At 69.5% G+C, this 16,146-nt stretch carries 13 protein-coding genes; 7 read left to right on the top strand and 6 right to left on the bottom strand.

Features of this window, described 5'->3' with window-relative positions:
- Window positions 1-14: 14 nt before the first annotated feature.
- A complete protein-coding gene (gene betA / locus ABTX24_RS01775; protein ID WP_350836986.1) occupies window positions 15-1,751 on the bottom strand; it encodes a choline dehydrogenase in 1,737 nt (578 codons plus the stop codon).
- Window positions 1,752-1,756: 5 nt separating this feature from the next.
- Complete coding sequence (locus tag ABTX24_RS01770; RefSeq protein ID WP_350836984.1) at window positions 1,757-3,259, bottom strand: aldehyde dehydrogenase family protein; 1,503 nt, start codon at window positions 3,257-3,259, stop codon at window positions 1,757-1,759.
- 167 nt (window positions 3,260-3,426) lie between these two features.
- Here ABTX24_RS01770 and ABTX24_RS01765 point away from each other — a divergent pair, with 167 nt between their 5' ends.
- From ABTX24_RS01765 to ABTX24_RS01740, 6 genes are all read left to right on the top strand, one after another.
- Window positions 3,427-3,999 carry a TetR family transcriptional regulator gene (locus tag ABTX24_RS01765; protein WP_350836982.1) on the top strand — a complete coding sequence of 191 codons (573 nt, stop codon included), beginning with the start codon at window positions 3,427-3,429 and terminating at the stop codon, window positions 3,997-3,999.
- A 117-nt stretch (window positions 4,000-4,116) separates the two neighbouring features.
- Window positions 4,117-6,162 carry a family 20 glycosylhydrolase gene (locus ABTX24_RS01760; protein WP_350836980.1) on the top strand — a complete coding sequence of 682 codons (2,046 nt, stop codon included), beginning with the start codon at window positions 4,117-4,119 and terminating at the stop codon, window positions 6,160-6,162.
- A 97-nt stretch (window positions 6,163-6,259) separates the two neighbouring features.
- A complete protein-coding gene (locus tag ABTX24_RS01755; protein ID WP_350836978.1) occupies window positions 6,260-7,459 on the top strand; it encodes an NAD(P)/FAD-dependent oxidoreductase in 1,200 nt (399 codons plus the stop codon).
- Complete coding sequence (locus tag ABTX24_RS01750) at window positions 7,456-7,827, top strand: DoxX family protein (protein ID WP_350836976.1); 372 nt, start codon at window positions 7,456-7,458, stop codon at window positions 7,825-7,827. The genes ABTX24_RS01755 and ABTX24_RS01750 overlap by 4 nt, the downstream gene beginning before the upstream one ends.
- 97 nt (window positions 7,828-7,924) lie before the next feature.
- Window positions 7,925-8,782, top strand: coding sequence for a phosphatidylinositol-specific phospholipase C/glycerophosphodiester phosphodiesterase family protein (locus ABTX24_RS01745; protein ID WP_350836974.1), 858 nt, complete (start codon window positions 7,925-7,927; stop codon window positions 8,780-8,782).
- Window positions 8,783-8,863: 81 nt separating this feature from the next.
- Window positions 8,864-9,811 carry an RNA polymerase sigma-70 factor gene (locus ABTX24_RS01740; protein ID WP_350836972.1) on the top strand — a complete coding sequence of 316 codons (948 nt, stop codon included), beginning with the start codon at window positions 8,864-8,866 and terminating at the stop codon, window positions 9,809-9,811.
- Window positions 9,812-9,908: 97 nt separating this feature from the next.
- Here ABTX24_RS01740 and ABTX24_RS01735 read toward each other — a convergent pair whose 3' ends face one another.
- The 3 genes from ABTX24_RS01735 to ABTX24_RS01725 form a co-directional block, all read right to left on the bottom strand.
- On the bottom strand, window positions 9,909-11,240 hold the full coding sequence (locus ABTX24_RS01735; protein WP_350720521.1) for an MFS transporter: 1,332 nt from the start codon (window positions 11,238-11,240) through the stop codon (window positions 9,909-9,911).
- Between the two features lie 83 nt (window positions 11,241-11,323).
- Window positions 11,324-12,184 (bottom strand): shikimate dehydrogenase, encoded by an 861-nt coding sequence (locus tag ABTX24_RS01730; protein ID WP_350836970.1) that lies wholly within the window; start codon window positions 12,182-12,184, stop codon window positions 11,324-11,326.
- Window positions 12,185-12,317: 133 nt separating this feature from the next.
- The gene (locus tag ABTX24_RS01725; protein WP_160024052.1) at window positions 12,318-12,941 is read right to left on the bottom strand and encodes a TetR/AcrR family transcriptional regulator; all 624 of its coding nucleotides are present in this window, start codon (window positions 12,939-12,941) and stop codon (window positions 12,318-12,320) included.
- Between the two features lie 82 nt (window positions 12,942-13,023).
- On the opposite strand from ABTX24_RS01725, the gene ABTX24_RS01720 reads away from it, so the two are divergent.
- Window positions 13,024-14,808, top strand: coding sequence for a bifunctional sugar phosphate isomerase/epimerase/4-hydroxyphenylpyruvate dioxygenase family protein (locus ABTX24_RS01720; protein WP_350836968.1), 1,785 nt, complete (start codon window positions 13,024-13,026; stop codon window positions 14,806-14,808).
- A 121-nt stretch (window positions 14,809-14,929) separates the two neighbouring features.
- Here ABTX24_RS01720 and hppD read toward each other — a convergent pair whose 3' ends face one another.
- Complete coding sequence (gene hppD / locus ABTX24_RS01715; RefSeq protein ID WP_350836966.1) at window positions 14,930-16,135, bottom strand: 4-hydroxyphenylpyruvate dioxygenase; 1,206 nt, start codon at window positions 16,133-16,135, stop codon at window positions 14,930-14,932.
- Between the last annotated feature and the right edge of the window lie 11 nt (window positions 16,136-16,146).

Below are 16,146 nucleotides of genomic sequence, written 5' to 3'. Positions count from 1 at the left end.
GTCACGATCGGGTTTCAGGACTTGTTGCGCGGGTCCCCGGCCGGCCACAGCGGCGAGTCGTCGCGGTGGCGGTAGTAGGGCACATCGGAGGGCGCCAGCGGGGTGTTGCCGGCGATCAGGTCGGCCGCCTTCTCCGCGACCATCATCACGGGCGCGTAGATGTTGCCGTTGGTGACGTACGGGAAGACGCTCGCGTCCACGACCCGCAGCCCCTCGGTGCCGTGCACCTTCATCGAGGTCGGGTCGGTCACCGACATCTCGCCGGTCCCCATCGCGGCCGTGCAGGACGGGTGCAGCGCGGTCTCGGCGTCCTTGCGGACCCACTCGAGGATCTCCTCGTCGGTCTCCACGCTCGGCCCCGGGGACATCTCGCCGGCGTTGAACGGCGCGAAGGCAGGCTGGTTGAGGATGTTGCGCGCCACCCGGACCGCCTCCACCCACTCCTTGCGATCCGTCGGGGTGGAGAGGTAGTTGAAGAGCATCGACGGCTTCTGCATCGGGTCGGCGCTCTTGATCCGCACATGGCCACGGGTGTCGGCGTACATCGGGCCGATGTGCACCTGGTAACCGTGCTGGCCCTTCTCCTGGCCGGGCGCCATCGAGCCGTCGTAGCGGATCGCGATCGGCAGGAAGTGGAACATCAGGTTCGGCCAGTCCACGTCCTCGTTGGAGCGCGCGAACCCGCCGCCCTCGAAGTGGTTGGTCGCACCCAGGCCCTTCTTCTGGAAGAGCCACTGCCAGGCGATCTTGGGCCGCTGGTGCCACACCAGACCGGGCGCGATCGAGACGGGCTGCTTGGAGGCGTACTGGATGTAGACCTCGAGGTGGTCCTGGAGGTTCTCCCCCACGCCGGGAAGGTTGTGCACGACGTCGATCCCGTGCTGCCGCAGCAGCGACTCCTCCCCCACGCCGGAGAGCTGGAGCAGCTGGGGCGTGTTGATCGCGCCGCCGCAGCAGATCACCTCGCCGGCGTTGACGGTGTGCTCCCGGCGGGCCCGGCCGACCCCGCGTACGTAGTCCACACCGGTCGCCCGCGGGACGTCACCGGAGGTGTCGAAACGGATCTTGGTGGCGTACGCGAAGGTCTCGACGTCGAGGTTGGGGCGGCTCATCACCGGGTGCAGGTAGGCGCGCGCGGCCGACCAGCGGCGGCCGTCCTTCACGTTGCGGTCGAAGGGGGCGAACCCCTCCTGGCGGTAGCCGTTGACGTCGTCGGTGAGCGGGTAGCCGGCCTCCTGGGCGGCCTCGAAGAAGGCCGAGAAGAGCGGGTTGGAGGCGGGACCGCGCTCGAGGTGGAGCGGCCCTGAGCCACCGCGCCACTGGTCGGCGCCGGAGGTGCCGTCCTCGAGAAAGCGGCTCTCCATGCGCTTGAAGTAGGGCAGGCAGTGGCGGTAGTCCCAGGTCTCCATGCCAGGGTCGGCCGCCCAGCGCTCGTAGTCCATCGGGTTGCCGCGCTGGAAGATCATCCCGTTGATCGAGCTCGACCCGCCGAGCACCTTGCCGCGGGCGTGGTAGACCTTGCGGCCGCCGAGGTGAGGCTCGGGGTCGGTCTCGTAGCCCCAGTCGTAGAGCTTCGAGCCGATCGGGAACGGCAGCGCGGCAGGCATGTGGATGAACGGGTCGATCTTGAAGTCGCTGTGACCGGCCTCGAGGACCAGCACCTTCGTGGACGGGTCGGCGCTGAGCCGGTTGGCGAGAGCGGAGCCGGCCGAGCCGCCACCGACGATCACGTAGTCGTAGGTCTGGGTCATCGTCTTCACTTCTCCTCGGCGGTGCCGGTGTTCGGGGAGGTCGGGGCGAACCAGTGCTGCGGGCTGGGATCGATGTTGTGCCAGATGTGCTTGGTCTCGCGGTACTCCTCCAGCCCGGCCTGGCCGAGCTCGCGCCCGATCCCGGACTGCTTGTAGCCGCCCCACTCGGCCTGCGCGACGTAGGGGTGGTAGTCGTTGATCCAGACCGTGCCCATCCGGAGCTTCGCGGCGACCCGCTCGGCACGGCCGGCGTCGGAGGTCCACACCGCGCCGGCGAGGCCGTAGATGGAGTCGTTGGCGATGCGGACGGCGTCGTCCTCGTCGGTGAAGGTCTCCACGGTCAGGACCGGCCCGAAGGACTCGTCCTGGGTGACGGACATGTCGGTGGTGCAGTCGTCCAGGATCGTCGGCAGGTAGTAGAAGCCGTCGGCGAGCGCGGGGTCGTCGGGGCGCTTGCCACCGGTGCGGAGGGTGGCCCCCTCGGCGAGACCCTTCGCGACGTACGCCTCCACCTTGTCGCGGTGTGCGCTGCTGGTCAGCGGGCCGGTCTCGGCCCCCTCGTCGAAGGGGCCGCCGAGACGGATCTGCTCGGCCCGGGCGACGAGCTCGTCGACGAAGCTGTCCTTGATCGACTCCTCGATGATCAGCCGCGCGCCGGCGGAGCAGACCTGGCCGGAGTGCAGGAAGACGGCGGTCAGCGCGAAGTCGAGCGCGGTCTCGCGGTCGGAGTCGGCGAACACGATGTTGGGATTCTTGCCGCCGAGCTCGAGGGCGACCTTCTTGACCGTCGCGGCGGCGTTGGCCATCAGCCGCTTGCCGGTGGCGAGGCCACCGGTGAAGGAGACCAGGTCGATGCGGGGGTCCTCGGACAGCGGTGCGCCAGCGGTCGGCCCCTCACCGAGCACCAGGTTGCCGACACCCGCCGGGAGACCGGCCTCCTCGAGCACCTTCATCAGGTGGATCGCACTGTGCGGCGTGATCTCGCTGGGCTTCAGCACGAACGTGTTGCCCGCGGCCAGGCACGGCGCGACCTTCCACGCCACCTGAAGCAGCGGGTAGTTCCACGGGGTGATCAGGCCGCAGACTCCTACCGGCTCGTGCACGATCCGGCTCTTCACGGCGGCGTTCCCGGTGTCGATGACGCGGCCGGCGTCCTCGGCGGCGACATGCCCGAAGTGACGGAACACCGAGACCACGTCGGCGACGTCGTACTCGCTCTCCACCAGCCGCTTCCCGGTGTCGAGCGACTCCGCCCGGGCGATGATCGCGGTGTCGCGCTCGAGCAGGTCGGCGACCTTCAGCAGCAGGTCACCCCGTTCCCGCGCAGGCGTCGCCGGCCACCCGCCGCTGTCGAAGGCGTTCCGCGCCGCGGCGATCGCGGCCCGGGTGTCCTCCGCTCCAGCCTCCGCAACGGTTCCGACGACCGCACCGTCTGCCGGACAGCGGATCTCCCGCTGCTCGCCCGACTGCGCAGGCAACCAGCGCCCGTCGATGTAGATCTGGCTCATGCAACCTCCAGCGTCGGGTTGCCGAACAGGCAACCGCAGGTGAATTGCAAATGATCCTGCGCCGACGCGAAGAGCCAGGTCAAGGGCTGGAAGGACAAAATTGTTGCAGGTGGTACAAATTTGTTGCAGCTGATACAAATGGCTGCGCCAGTTGTTACAGTCGCCGCATGACGACCGCTGGTAACGCGCCCGCGAAAGATCCACAACGCCGCGCTGCCTGGGCCGAGCTGGCGACCGACTACGTCCACGAGCACGGTCTGATCGGCCTGAGCCTGCGCCCGCTGGCGGCCGAGCTGGGCACCAGCAACCGGGTCCTGCTCTACCACTTCGGCACCAAGGACCAGCTGGTCGCCGACGTCCTCCGCACATCCAACGAGCGGTCGGTCGCCGGGGTCGCCGCGCTCGAGCCCTCCACGGACCTGCGTTCGGCCGTCTACGACCTCTGGTCGGTGATGGAGGGCGACCGGTGCAGCTGGATCTATGTGGAGGCGGCCGCGCTCGGTCTCTTCGGCAGGGAGCCGTACGTCTCGGCGGTCCGCGAGGCCAACGCACTGTGGATGGCCGGTCTCATCGCGCACCTGGACAAGTCCGGTGTGGATCCCGCCGTCGCCGAACGGGCAGCCCACGTCATCGACGCCGCCTTCATGGGGTTCCAGCTCAGCCAGGGTCCCGACGGTCACCTCCCGGAGCGTGCCCGGTCCGTCGATGACCTGGCGGACGCCGTCGCCGGACTTGCCTGATCCACCGCGATCGCTGATTTCCACGACGTGCGGCGCCAGCGCCGCTACCCTCGATGGTTGACCGAGTTCGCCATCGCTGGAGGCATGCGCATGATTCGTTCAGGCACCATCCAAATTATGACAACGGCGTTGGCAGTCGGCCTCGCCACGATGCTCATCGCCGCGTCGACTACGTCACCCGCCACGGCTCAGCCCCGTGCCGAGCGCCTGAGCACGGCGGAGACACCGGTGCCCGGTCTGGTGCCGAAGCCGCTCCGCGTGAGCGCGAAGGACGGGCCCGGTTTCGTCCTGACCGAGCGGGCTCGGATCGTCGCCCGTGGCACTGACGCCGACGAGGTCGGCGTTCTCATGGCCGCCGAGCTGCGCCCGGCGACCGGCTTCGACCTCCCGGTCGTCGCCGGCAGGCCGACTCGTCGCGATGTCGTCCTGACCATCGATCCCCAGGCCGGGTTCGGCGAGGTCGAGGGCAACCCGGAGGCGTACAAGATCTCCTCGACGGCCCACGGGGTCAAGGTCACCGGGGCGAGTCGCCACGGGCTGTTCAACGGCACCCAGACGCTGCGTCAGCTGATGCCGGCGTTTGCCTCCTCGACCGTCCGGGTGAACACCGACTGGACGGTGCCGGCCGTCTCGATCCTGGACGCGCCGCGGTTCGGCTATCGCGGGATCATGCTCGACGTCGCTCGCTCCTTCCTCGAGGTCGACGAGGTCAAACAGGTCATCGACGCCGCCTCAGCGGCCAAGATCTCGGTGCTGCACATGCACCTGGCCGACGACCAGGGGTGGCGGATCGAGATCACCAACTCCGGACGAGCGCCCGGTGACGACATCGACTACACGGCGCTGACCCGGGTCTCGAGCGCGACCGCGGTGCTCGGCAATCCGTATCAGAGCGCCGACGGTCACACCGGGTTCTACACCCAGGACGACTACCGCTCGCTGGTGAGGTATGCCGCCGAGCGCGAGATCGAGATCATCCCCGAGATCGACATCCCCGGCCACACGAATGCCGCCCTGGCCGCGATCCCGCAGCTCAACACCGCCGGGTCGAGCCACCCGGCGACCGAGGACGAGCCGGTGGCGCCACACAACGGGACCATCGACGTCGGCTACTCCTACCTCGATCCGACCTCCGAGGCGACCTACACGTTCATCGAGCACGTCTTCTCGCAGCTCGCTGCGCTCACCCCGTCCGAGTTCCTGCACGTCGGCGGCGACGAGTCGCATGCGATGACGCAGCGCTACGGTCACGAAGGCTACGTGGCATTCGTCGAGCGGGCGCTCGCGATCGTCCACGGACTCGGGAAGAAGACGATCGGGTGGAACGAGTACGCCGAGTCCGGGCTCAGCGCCGGTGATGGTGTTCAGTACTGGGCCGGCACGACCGAGCACGCGAAGCGCGCCGTCATCGAGGACGGCGCCAAGCTGCTCGTCTCGCCGGGCAACATGTCCTACCTCGACATGAAGTATCACCCGAAGACGCCGATCGGGCTGTCCTGGGCGTGCTCGGGCGACTGCGACGTCGCGCACTACTACGACTGGAGCCCGCAGGAGGTCATCGCGGGCGTCGGGGACGAGCACATTCTCGGCACCGAGGCGCCGCTGTGGTCCGAGACGATCCGGGGCGTCGACCAGGCCGAGTTCATGATCTTCCCACGCGTCCTCGCGCACGGGGAGACCGGCTGGACCGCCGAGTCGCTGCGCTCGCCGTCTGACTTCGCGGCGCGGCTCGCCTCGGTCGGCCCGCGACTGGCTGCCGCCGGCACCAACTTCTACGACGGGCCGCAGATCGCCTGGTCGACGGAGCTGGCCGGGACCGATGCAGCGGTGTCGGCAAGGTCGGTCGGATCGGTGTCGGTCGGACTGCTCGCCGCCCCGGGGACCAAGACGGACGGGACCACGGTCACCGTCGACGAGGTCGACGACGCGGACGGCACCGGTGGCTCGTCGCTGACTGCCCCGCTCACCGCGACGGTCGACTTCGGGGACGGATCGGCTCCGGTCCCCGCACGGTTCGCCGCGTCTGAATCCCGGGATTCGCTCCACGCTGCCGGGGTCTATGCGGTGACGGCTGCTCATGCGTACGACTCCCCGGGGACGTATCGCGGCAGGATCACGGCCTCCGACGGCTCGACGGCGAGGTTCACCATCACTGTCTCCTGACCGTGCCGAGGGGGTGTGAAGCTGAGAGTGCCTGTGGCTCGCTTTCGGCTTCACACCCCTGGTGTCACAAACCTCGCGGGGCCGGTGTCCTTGGGGTATGAGCAACCAAGAAGCGATCAGCAGGAGCCGCGTCGTGGTCGTCGGCGGTGGGTACGCCGGCGTGATGGCCGCCAACCGGCTCACCAAGCGCGACGACATCACGATCACCCTCGTCAACCCGCGCGACCACTTCGTGGAGCGGATCCGACTCCACCAGCTGGCCACCGGGTCCGACGACGCCGTGGTGGCCTACGCCGACGTGCTCAGCCCGCGGGTGCGGCTGCTCGTCGGCACCGTGTCCTCGATCTCGCCGGCAGCGCGGACGGTCGCTCTCGAGGACGGGAGCGAGGTGGGGTACGACTATCTGGTCTACGCCGTCGGCAGCACCGGTACGACGTCGGTGCCGGGGGCCGAGGAGCACGCCTTCGGGATCGCCACCTTCGAGGAGTCGACCCGACTGCGGGCCGTGCTCGACGCGACGCCGGCCGACGCGCCGGTGGTCGTCGTCGGCGGCGGGCCGACCGGCATCGAGGTCTCCTCCGAGCTCGCCGAGGCAGGCCGGAACGTGGCTCTGATCTGCGGAGACCGGCTCGGTCCGTGGCTGCACGAGAAGGGCCGCGCCGATGCCGAGCGCGCCCTGCGGCGGCTCGGCGTCGGCATCGTCGAGGGCGCCCGGGTGGCGGAGGTGCTCGATGGCCGGGTACGCCTCGACAACGGCCGCGAGCTGACCAGCTCGGTGACGATCTGGACCGCCGGGTTCACCACCCCGGACCTGGCGCGCCGCAGCGGGCTGTCCACCGACGAAGCCGGCCGACTGGTCACCGACGAGACGCTGACCAGCGTCGACGACGACCGGATCGTCGCGACCGGCGACGCTGCAGCGCCGTCCGGTCTGGCGTACCGGATGAGCTGCCAGGCCGCCAACCAGCTCGGGCCGCTGGCCGCGGACACGGTGCTCACACGACTCGCCGGAGCGACGCCGAAGCCGGTGAGCATCGGCTTCGTGGGTCAGTGCATCAGTATCGGCCGCGGGCTCGGCCTGGTGAACTTCGCCCGCCGCGACGACTCCGCCGTGGGCGCCCGCCTCCGTGGCATGCCCGCGGCGAAGGTGAAGGAGCTCGTCTGCCGCAGCACGATCTGGGTGATGTCGATGGAGGCACGTCGCCCCGGATCCGCGTTCGGGCTCAAGGACCGTTCACGCGCCGGACGGGTGCAGGCAGCGGCCGTCACGCCGCTACTGAAGGAGCCCAGCCTGTGAGTCTCGCGGTCACCGTCGTCGCCTGGCTCCTGGCCGCGCTCCTGCTCGTCGTCGGGGTGGCCCATCTGGTCACCCCCGGCAAGGTGGAGCCGCTGGTCCCGGAGTGGTGGCCGGCCAAGCGGCTGACGGTGTACGCCTCCGGGGTCGCCGAGGTGGTCATCGGGGTCGGCCTGCTGGTCCCGGCCACCCGCTCCTGGGCGGCCGGCGTGGCGGTGGCGATGTTCCTCGCCTACACGCTGGTCCACCTCGACGACCTCCGCCACACCTCGGGAGCGACCCGTCCCGGCGACACCATCGGAGGTGTCGTCTTCCGGGGCGTCGTGAACCTCGCCTACGCCGGCCTGGCGGCATTCGTCTGCCTCGGCTGAGCCTTCGAGAGGAGTTCAGGCAGGGGACGTACGGCGGTCGCCACGGGATCACGCGGCTCGGCCAGGTTGAGGGGCACCCTCACCGAAAGAGATCCTGATGCGTACCTTCGTCCGGTCGCTGACCGCGGTGCTCGCCGCGGCGGCGTTCCTCTCCCCCACCGCCGCCACGGCGAGCTCGACCGACTCCGCGCGCCCCTCCGCCGACCTCGGTACGCCGCACGCGCAGGCGCATGCTCACAACGACTACGAGCACGAGCGTCCGCTGCTCGACGCGCTGGAGCACGGCTTCACGAGCGTCGAGGCCGACGTGTGGCTGATCGACGGCGAGCTCCTGGTGGCGCACGACGCGGAGGATCTCGACCCGGCGCGCACGCTGGAAGGCCTCTACCTCGCCCCGCTCAAGAAGCTCGTCAAGGGCAAGGGACGCGACGTCTACCCCGGCTACGACGGCACCTTCCAGCTCCTGATCGACATCAAGAACACCGGCGAGGCGACCTACGCGGCGATCGAGAAGGAGCTCGGAGACTACGAGGAGCTCTTCACCCGCTATGAGAACGGCATCGTCAAGGACGGTCCGGTCGAGGCGGTCATCAGTGGTGACCGGCCGCTGGAGACGATGCGGAGGGCGACCGAGCGGTTCAGCTTCTACGACGGCCGGATGACCGACCTCCACTCCGGCATGCCGGCCTCGCTCATGCCGCTGGTCAGCGACAACTGGACCAAGGTCTTCGCCTGGCAGGGCATCGGTCCGATGCCGGAGACCGAGCGCCGCAAGCTCCACGAGATCGTCGACCACGCTCATGCCCAGGGCTACCGGGTGCGCTTCTGGGCGACGCCGGACAACGACGGCCCCGCGCGTGAGGCGGTCTGGTCCGAGCTGCTCGCAGCCGGCGTCGATCACATCAACACCGACGACCTCGAGGATCTGGACGCCTTCCTGACCGCCAACGGCTAGGCCGGTCCCACGGTCGATGTCACAGTCCGGGGCGCCGTCTCGTCCCGCGGGTGGAAGATGTTGACCTGAGGGAGGACCACCGTGACACCTGAGACCGAGATCGAGTTCGAGGAGCTGCGCCCACTGCTGTTCTCGATCGCCTACCGGATCCTCGGCAGCGTGAGCGAGGCGGAGGACGCGGTGCAAGAGACCTGGCTCCGGCTGGAGGCGACCTCGACCGAGCCCGACTCGCTCAAGGCCTACCTGTCGACCGTGGTCACCCGGATCTCCCTCGACGTGCTGCGCTCCGCGCGCGTGCGGCGGGAGACGTACGTCGGGCCGTGGTTCCCCGAGCCGCTGCCGACCGACACCCACGTCGACGAGCATGCGGGCCTCTACGCCAGCCCGGAACGCGCGACGGAGCTGGCCGACTCGGTGTCGATGGCGGCGCTGCTGCTGCTCGAGCGGCTCAGCCCGCTAGAGCGGGCGGTCTTCGTGCTGCGCGAGGTCTTCCACTTCGGCTTCGCCGACATCGCCACCGCGGTCGACCGTTCCGAGGCAGCCTGCCGTCAACTCGCCTCCCGGGCACGGCGCCACATGGACGAGGGCAAGCCACGGTTCGAGGCCGACCGGCGCAAGCGCGCCGAGCTCTCCAGCCGGTTCTTCGAGGCACTGCGCGACGGTGACGTCGACCGGCTCCAGGCGCTGCTGGCGGCCGATGTGGAGACGGTCAACGACGGTGGCGGTGTCGCCGGTGGCGTCGGCGGTCGGTTCGGCGCGGAGAAGGCCGCGCGCATCCTGGTCGCGGCCGTGCCGCCGCTGCTCGCCATCGGTGCCCGCCTGGAGCAGCGCGAGCTCAACGGCGAGCCGGGCGCCATCCTGCACGACGCCGACGGCGCCATCCTCGGCACCTGGACCCTCGACATCCTCGACGGCCAGATCCAGCGGATCCGGTCGGTCACCAACCCCGAGAAGCTGGGTCACCTGGGCCCGGTCGCCGACCTGAAGGACGTCGTACGCCGCCGCAACCGCCACCGCCGCGGGCGATGACCCGCCCGCCGACTCAAACCCGCCGAGTCGGCTCGTCCTGACCAGAAAACCCGCCGAGTCGGCGCGTCATGACGCGCCGACTCGGCGGGGATCAGTGTCAGGCCGCCGCGCCCTGCGGTGACCGGGTCGGCCGCAGGCCGAGGTCGGCGGTGCGTACGTCCTTGGTCTCGCGGGCGGTCAGGGCCGCGACCGACGCGACGAGGCAGACGACCGCCGTGTAGCCCGCGGTGACGACCCAGCCACCCTCCTGCACGCCACCCAGAGCGGTGACGATCGACGGGGTGAACCCGGCCAGCATGAAGCCGATCTGGGTGCCGATCGCGACGCCGGAGAAGCGCACCGGGGTCGAGAACATCTCGCCGTAGAACGACGGCCAGGTCGCGTTCGCGGCCGCATAGCCGAAGGAGAAGGTGACGATCGCGAGCGCGAAGACGAGCAGCTCGTTGCCCTGGCTCATCGAGAGCAGGTAGAAGGGCATCATCACCGCACTGGCCACGGCGCCGTAGATGAAGACGGGCTTGCGCCCGATCCGGTCCGCGAGCCGGCCGAACATCGGCTGGGTGAACAGCGCGACGACGTTGGCCGCGACGACCAGCCACAGCGTGATCGAGTCGACCATGCCGACCTCGACACCGTAGGCGATGGCCAGGTTACCGAAGACGGTGGAGACGGCCGCGATGAAGGCGCAGCAGATGACGCGCAGCACGTCGACCCAGTGGTCACGCAGCAGCACCGCGAGGGGCAGCTTCGCGACCTCGTTGTTGGCCTTGGCCTCCTCGAACTCCGGGGTCTCGTTGAGGCGGCTGCGGATGAAGAAGGCCACCACGACCACGATCGCGGAGAGCCAGAACGGGATCCGCCAGCCGATGCCGTACTTGATGTCGTCGGGCAGCGCGACGACCGGGATGAAGACCAGCGCGGCCAGGATCTGGCCGCCCTGGGTGCCGGTGAGCGTCCAGGACGTGTAGAACGAGCGCTTGTCGTCGGGGGCGTGCTCGAGCGTGAGCGAGCTGGCGCCGGCCTGCTCGCCCGCGGCCGAGAGCCCCTGCAGCAGCCGGCAGAAGACCAGCAGTGCCGGCGCGATCCAGCCGGCCTGGTCGTACGTCGGCAGACAGCCGATCAGGAACGTGCCGCCACCCATCAGCAGGAGCGTGAAGAGCAGCACCTTCCGGCGGCCGATCCGGTCACCGAAGTGACCGACGAAGACCGCGCCGACCGGGCGGGCGACGTACGCGAAGGCGAACGTCGCGAACGACATCACCAGCGCGGCGTCGCCGGTGCTGGGGAAGAAGACGTGCGGAAAGATCAGCGCCGCGGCAGAGCCGAAGACGAAGAAGTCGTAGTACTCGACGGCACTGCCCATGAAGCTGGCCAGCGCGGCCCGTACCGGGGTCTTGCCTTCTTGGTTCTCGGTGTCAGGTCCCGCCATCGGGTCCTCCTCGGGTAGGCCCGCGGTTCCTGACCGCGGACGGGTGGGGGGTGGTGTTTTCTGGCTCTTCGAATTTCTGGGGGTCAGCCGGCCGCAGCCAGCTCGCGCAGGTGGGCGAGCATCCGCTCGGCATCGGGTTCGATGCCGGTGATCAGCCGGAAGGCGTCGACGGCCTGGTAGACCGCCATGTGGCCTCCGTGCAGCGTCCGGCAGCCGGCCTCACGCGCCGCCTGCAGCAGCGCGGTGTCCAGAGGCCGGTAGACGATGTCCGCCACCCACAGCTCGGGACGCAGGAGGCTCGTCTCCAGCGGCGTACCGGGGTGGTCGGCCATGCCGACCGGGGTGCAGTTGACCAGTCCGTCGGCGTCGGGCAGGAGCGCCGGCAGCTTGTCGACATGGCTCGCCTCGACGGTGCTCTCCGGGTGGTGACGCCGGATCTCCTCGACCCGCGCCTGGGCACGGTCGAGGTCCATGTCGGCGATGACCAGGTTGTCGACGCCCTGGCTCACGAGTGCATGAGCGACGGCCGAGCCCGCCCCTCCAGCGCCGAGCTGCACGACGGTGCCGAGCGGGGCCCCCGGCATCCCGGTACGCAGCGCGTGGCCGAAGCCGGTCGTGTCGGTGTTGTAGCCGACCGCCCCCTCGTCGGTGAAGACGACGGTGTTGACCGCACCCAGCCGCGCCGCGGTCTCGTCGAGCCGGTCGAGGTGCTCGATCACGAGCTCCTTGCACGGGTGGGTGATGTTGAGCGCGTCGAAGCCGAGTCGCCGCGCCTCCCTCACCAGGTCGCCCACGCCTTCGGCCGGAATCCCCAGCTCGGTGATGTCGAGCGTCTTGTAGACGTACGACAACCCGTGCTCGAACCCTTCGCGCATGTGCAGCGCCGGACTCAGCGAGGGTCCGACGCCCGCGCCGATCAGGCCGACAAGAAACGAAGACTTCATCTAGGCGATCCTTAATGTACGAACTAGTACGTTACGAGAGTGAAGGGGATCACATCCGGCCCCGAGTCGTCAACCCCCGCACGGCAAAGAGCCCGTCCCCGCGGCGCGGGGACGGGCTCTTCAGGGGTGTGCGTCAGCGAGCGGTGAGCCAGCCGACGACGATGTCGCCGAGGATGCGGCGATGGCGCTCCCGCACGTCCGGAGCGAGCATGTCGCGGCCGAAGAGGTAGCCGAAGGTGGCGCTGTTGGCGACCTGGAAGACGCAATAGGAGCTGATCATCATGTGCACGTCGATGGCGTCGACGTCGGCGCGCAGCTCACCGGAGGCGCGACCGCGAGCGAGGACCTCGTCGAGGACGGTGGCAGCCGGGGCGCCGAGCTCGCGCAGCGACTCGACCTTCTCCAGGTGCCGGCCACGGTGGATGTTCTCGACGGACACGAGGCGGATGAAGTCGGGATGGTTGACGTGGTGGTCGAAGGTGAGCTCGGCGATACGGCGGATCGCGTCGACCGGCTCGAGATCACCGGCGTGCAGGCTCTGCTCGAGCTCTCGGATCCGGCGGTAGGCAGCCTCGAGCACAGCCAGGAAGAGCCCCTCCTTACCGCCGAAGTAGTAGTAGATCATCCGCTTCGTGGTGCGGGTGCGCTCGGCGATCTCGTCGACCCGGGCCCCCGAGTAGCCCTGCTCCGAGAAGATCTCGGTCGCGACGTCGAGCAGCTCGGACCGGGTGCGTTCGGCATCACGCGACTGAACCATGCCCCGAGCCTAGAGCACGACCGGCTTCCCAACGCGGAACAATGTATGTACCGTTTCGTACATTAGCGACGAACGGAGAACCATGCGCACCTCGATCGCCACGGTCTGCCTCAGCAGCGGACTGGTCCAGAAGATGTACGCCGCGGCCGAAGCCGGCTTCGACGCGATCGAGATCTTCGAGCCCGACCTCATCGCCGCACCCCAGTCCCCCGAGGAGATCCGGGCGCTCGCCGACCGGCTCGGGCTCACCCTCGACCTCTACCAGCCCTTCCGCGACGCCGAGGGAGTCGACGAGACCGCCTTCGGCGACGTGCTGCACCGCGCCGAGGCGAAGTTCCGGCTGATGAACCGGCTCGGCATCGACCTGATGCTGGTCTGCAGCAACGTCGGCACCGCGACCGTCGACGACGACGAGGTCTCCGCGGGGCAGCTGCGGCGGCTGGGTGATCTGGCTGCGACGTACGACATCCGGCTCGCCTACGAGGCGCTCGCCTGGGGGCGGTTCGTCGACGACTACCGGCGCTCGTGGCGGATCGTCGAGCTCGCCGACCACCCCAACGTCGGGATCTGCCTGGACAGCTTCCACATCCTCTCGCGCGGCCACGACCCCAAGCAGATCGAGGAGATCCCGGCCGAGAAGATCTTCTTCCTGCAGCTCGCCGACGCTCCGGCGCTCAGCATGGACGTGCTGTCCTGGAGCCGTCACCACCGGCTCTTCCCCGGCGAGGGCAGCTTCGACCTGCCGGCCTTCCTCGGTCACGTGCTGCGCGCTGGCTATGACGGCCCGCTGTCGCTGGAGGTCTTCAACGACACCTTCCGCCAGACCGATCCGGTACGCACCGCCCGCCAGGCCCAGCGTTCGCTGCGCTGGCTCGCCGACCGCACCGCCGACCTGCTCGGCGACGAGGCCGGCCGCGACGTGCGCCCGCTCCCCCGCCTGCCCCAGGTGGCCGCGCCCGAGGCCTTCGACTTCGTCGAGGTCAAGGCACCGGACACCTCCGGCGTCGAGGTGCTGCTCGAGCAGCTCGGCTTCGACTTCGGCGGCCGCCACCGCAGCAAGCAGGTGCGCCTGTGGACCTGGGGCGCAGCGCGCGTCGTGTGCAACGACGTGCCCAGCGCCTCCCCCGAGCCGCGCATCGCGGCCGTCGGCTTCGACGTCGCCGACTCGGACCCGGCCGCCGAGCGCGCCGCCCGGCTGATGGCGCCGCCGGTCCATCGCCGGACGTACGCCGGCGAGCAGGCCCTGCGCGCCTTCACCTCCCCCGACGGCACTGAGGTCTTCCTCTCGCACGCGGAGGACTGGATCGGCGAGTTCGACGGCGGGGTCTCGAGCTCCGGTCGCGGCGCCCGGATCGACCACGTCAACCTGGTCCAGCCCTGGCACAGCTTCGACGAGGCGGTCCTCTTCTACACCAGCGTGCTCTCACTGACGCCTCAGCCGACCCAGGAGGTCGCCGGTCCGTCCGGTCTCGTCCGCAGCCAGGTGATGAGCTCGCCGGCCGGGGGCGTCCGCCTTCCGCTCAACCTGCTCCCGAACGGGCAGCAGGGCCAGGCACAGCACATCGCGCTCGCCTGCCCCGACGTCATCGGCGTCGTCGCGGCCGCCCGCGCGCGCGGGCTGCGGCCGCTGAAGGTCCCGGGCAACTACTACGACGACCTCGTCGCCCGCTTCGGCCTGCCCGACGACCTCGTGGCCACCCTGCGCGACCTCGATCTCCTCTACGACCGCGACGCCGACGGTGAGTACCTGCACTGCTACACCGAGACCGTCGGCGAGGTCTTCTTCGAGCTCGTCGAGCGGCGGGATCGCTACGACGGCTACGGCGCCGGCAACGCCCCGGTCCGCCTCGTCAGCCAGGCCGGCTGACGAGCGACACCGTCGGTCGAGTCGGCTCGTCCTGACCAGAAAAGCCGCCGAGTCGGCGCGTCAAGACGCGCCGACTCGGCGTGGAAACCGGTCAGGATGAGCCGACTCGGCGGGACTCCCGTCAGAAGTTGCCGCGGCGCTCCTGCTCACGCTCGATGGCCTCGAAGAGGGCCTTGAAGTTGCCCTTGCCGAAGCCGAGGGAGCCGTGGCGCTCGATCAGCTCGAAGAAGACCGTGGGGCGGTCGCCGATCGGCTTGGTGAAGATCTGCAGCAGGTAGCCGTCCTCGTCGCGGTCAACCAGGATGCCGCGCTTCTGCAGATCCTCGATCGGCACGCGTACCTCACCGATCCGGGCGCGCAGCTCGGGGTCCTCGTAGTAGGAGTCGGGGGTGTTGAGGAACTCGATCCCGGCGTCGCGCAGCGCGTCGACGGTGGCCAGGATGTCACCGGTGGCCAGCGCGAGGTGCTGGGCGCCGGGGCCCTGGTAGAACTCCAGGTACTCGTCGATCTGCGACTTCTTCTTGGCGATCGCCGGCTCGTTGAGCGGGAACTTCACCCGGTGGTTGCCGTTGGCGACGACCTTCGACATCAGCGCGGAGTAGTCGGTGGCGATGTCGTCGCCGATGAACTCGGCCATGTTGGTGAAGCCCATGACGCGACCGTAGAAGTCGACCCACTCGTCCATCTTGCCGAGCTCGACGTTGCCGACGACGTGGTCGAGCGCCTGGAAGAGGCGCTTGGGGGCGCCCTCGGGCTTCTTCAGCGTCGAGGTGCGGGTGACGTAGCCGGGCAGGTAGGGGCCGTTATAGCCGGACCGGTCGACCAGCGTGTGGCGGGTCTCGCCGTAGGTCGCGATGGCGGCGATGCGTACGGTGCCGTGCTCGTCGCTCACATCGTGGGGCTCCTCCAGGACGCGGGCGCCCTGCTTGCGGGCGTGCTCGATGCAGCGGTCGACGTCGGGCACCTCGAGGGCGATGTCGATGACACCGTCACCGTGGCGGGCGTGGTGGGCGATGATCTCGCTCCCGGGCGCGACGCCGCCCTTGATCACGAACCGCACTCCCCCGCTGCGCAGCACGTAGGAGTGGTGGTCGCGGTTGCCGGTCTCGGGACCGGAGTAGGCGACCAGCTCCATGCCGAAGGCGCTCTGGAAGAAGTGGGCGGTCTGGGTGGCGTTGCCGACAGCCCACACGACCGCGTCCCAGCCGGTGACCGGGAAGGGGTCGGAGGTGTCGTCGTACGCCACCAGGCCGACGAGCTGCTCCAGCTCGGCCAGCCCGAGTCCGGCGAGCTTCTCTTGGTTGGTCAGGGTGTCTGCAAGCGTCATGCGGGCAAGTC

Origin of the sequence: Nocardioides sp. NPDC127514 (assembly GCF_040302125.1) — a bacterium.
GTDB lineage: Bacteria > Actinomycetota > Actinomycetes > Propionibacteriales > Nocardioidaceae > Nocardioides.
Note: the sequence above shows the minus strand (reverse complement) of the source record. Positions and strands in the feature narration are given on the sequence as shown.

Bases quoted from the DNA above. Each gene is read 5' to 3' on its own strand.
- betA (WP_350836986.1), bottom strand. From the start codon at position 1,751: ATGACCCAGACCTACGACTACGTGATCGTCGGTGGCGGCTCGGCCGGC.
- ABTX24_RS01770 (WP_350836984.1), bottom strand. From the start codon at position 3,259: ATGAGCCAGATCTACATCGACGGGCGCTGGTTGCCTGCGCAGTCGGGC.
- ABTX24_RS01765 (WP_350836982.1), top strand. From the start codon at position 3,427: ATGACGACCGCTGGTAACGCGCCCGCGAAAGATCCACAACGCCGCGCT.
- ABTX24_RS01760 (WP_350836980.1), top strand. From the start codon at position 4,117: ATGACAACGGCGTTGGCAGTCGGCCTCGCCACGATGCTCATCGCCGCG.
- ABTX24_RS01755 (WP_350836978.1), top strand. From the start codon at position 6,260: ATGAGCAACCAAGAAGCGATCAGCAGGAGCCGCGTCGTGGTCGTCGGC.
- ABTX24_RS01745 (WP_350836974.1), top strand. From the start codon at position 7,925: ATGCGTACCTTCGTCCGGTCGCTGACCGCGGTGCTCGCCGCGGCGGCG.
- ABTX24_RS01735 (WP_350720521.1), bottom strand. From the start codon at position 11,240: ATGGCGGGACCTGACACCGAGAACCAAGAAGGCAAGACCCCGGTACGG.
- ABTX24_RS01730 (WP_350836970.1), bottom strand. From the start codon at position 12,184: ATGAAGTCTTCGTTTCTTGTCGGCCTGATCGGCGCGGGCGTCGGACCC.
- ABTX24_RS01725 (WP_160024052.1), bottom strand. From the start codon at position 12,941: ATGGTTCAGTCGCGTGATGCCGAACGCACCCGGTCCGAGCTGCTCGAC.
- ABTX24_RS01720 (WP_350836968.1), top strand. From the start codon at position 13,024: ATGCGCACCTCGATCGCCACGGTCTGCCTCAGCAGCGGACTGGTCCAG.
- hppD (WP_350836966.1), bottom strand. From the start codon at position 16,135: ATGACGCTTGCAGACACCCTGACCAACCAAGAGAAGCTCGCCGGACTC.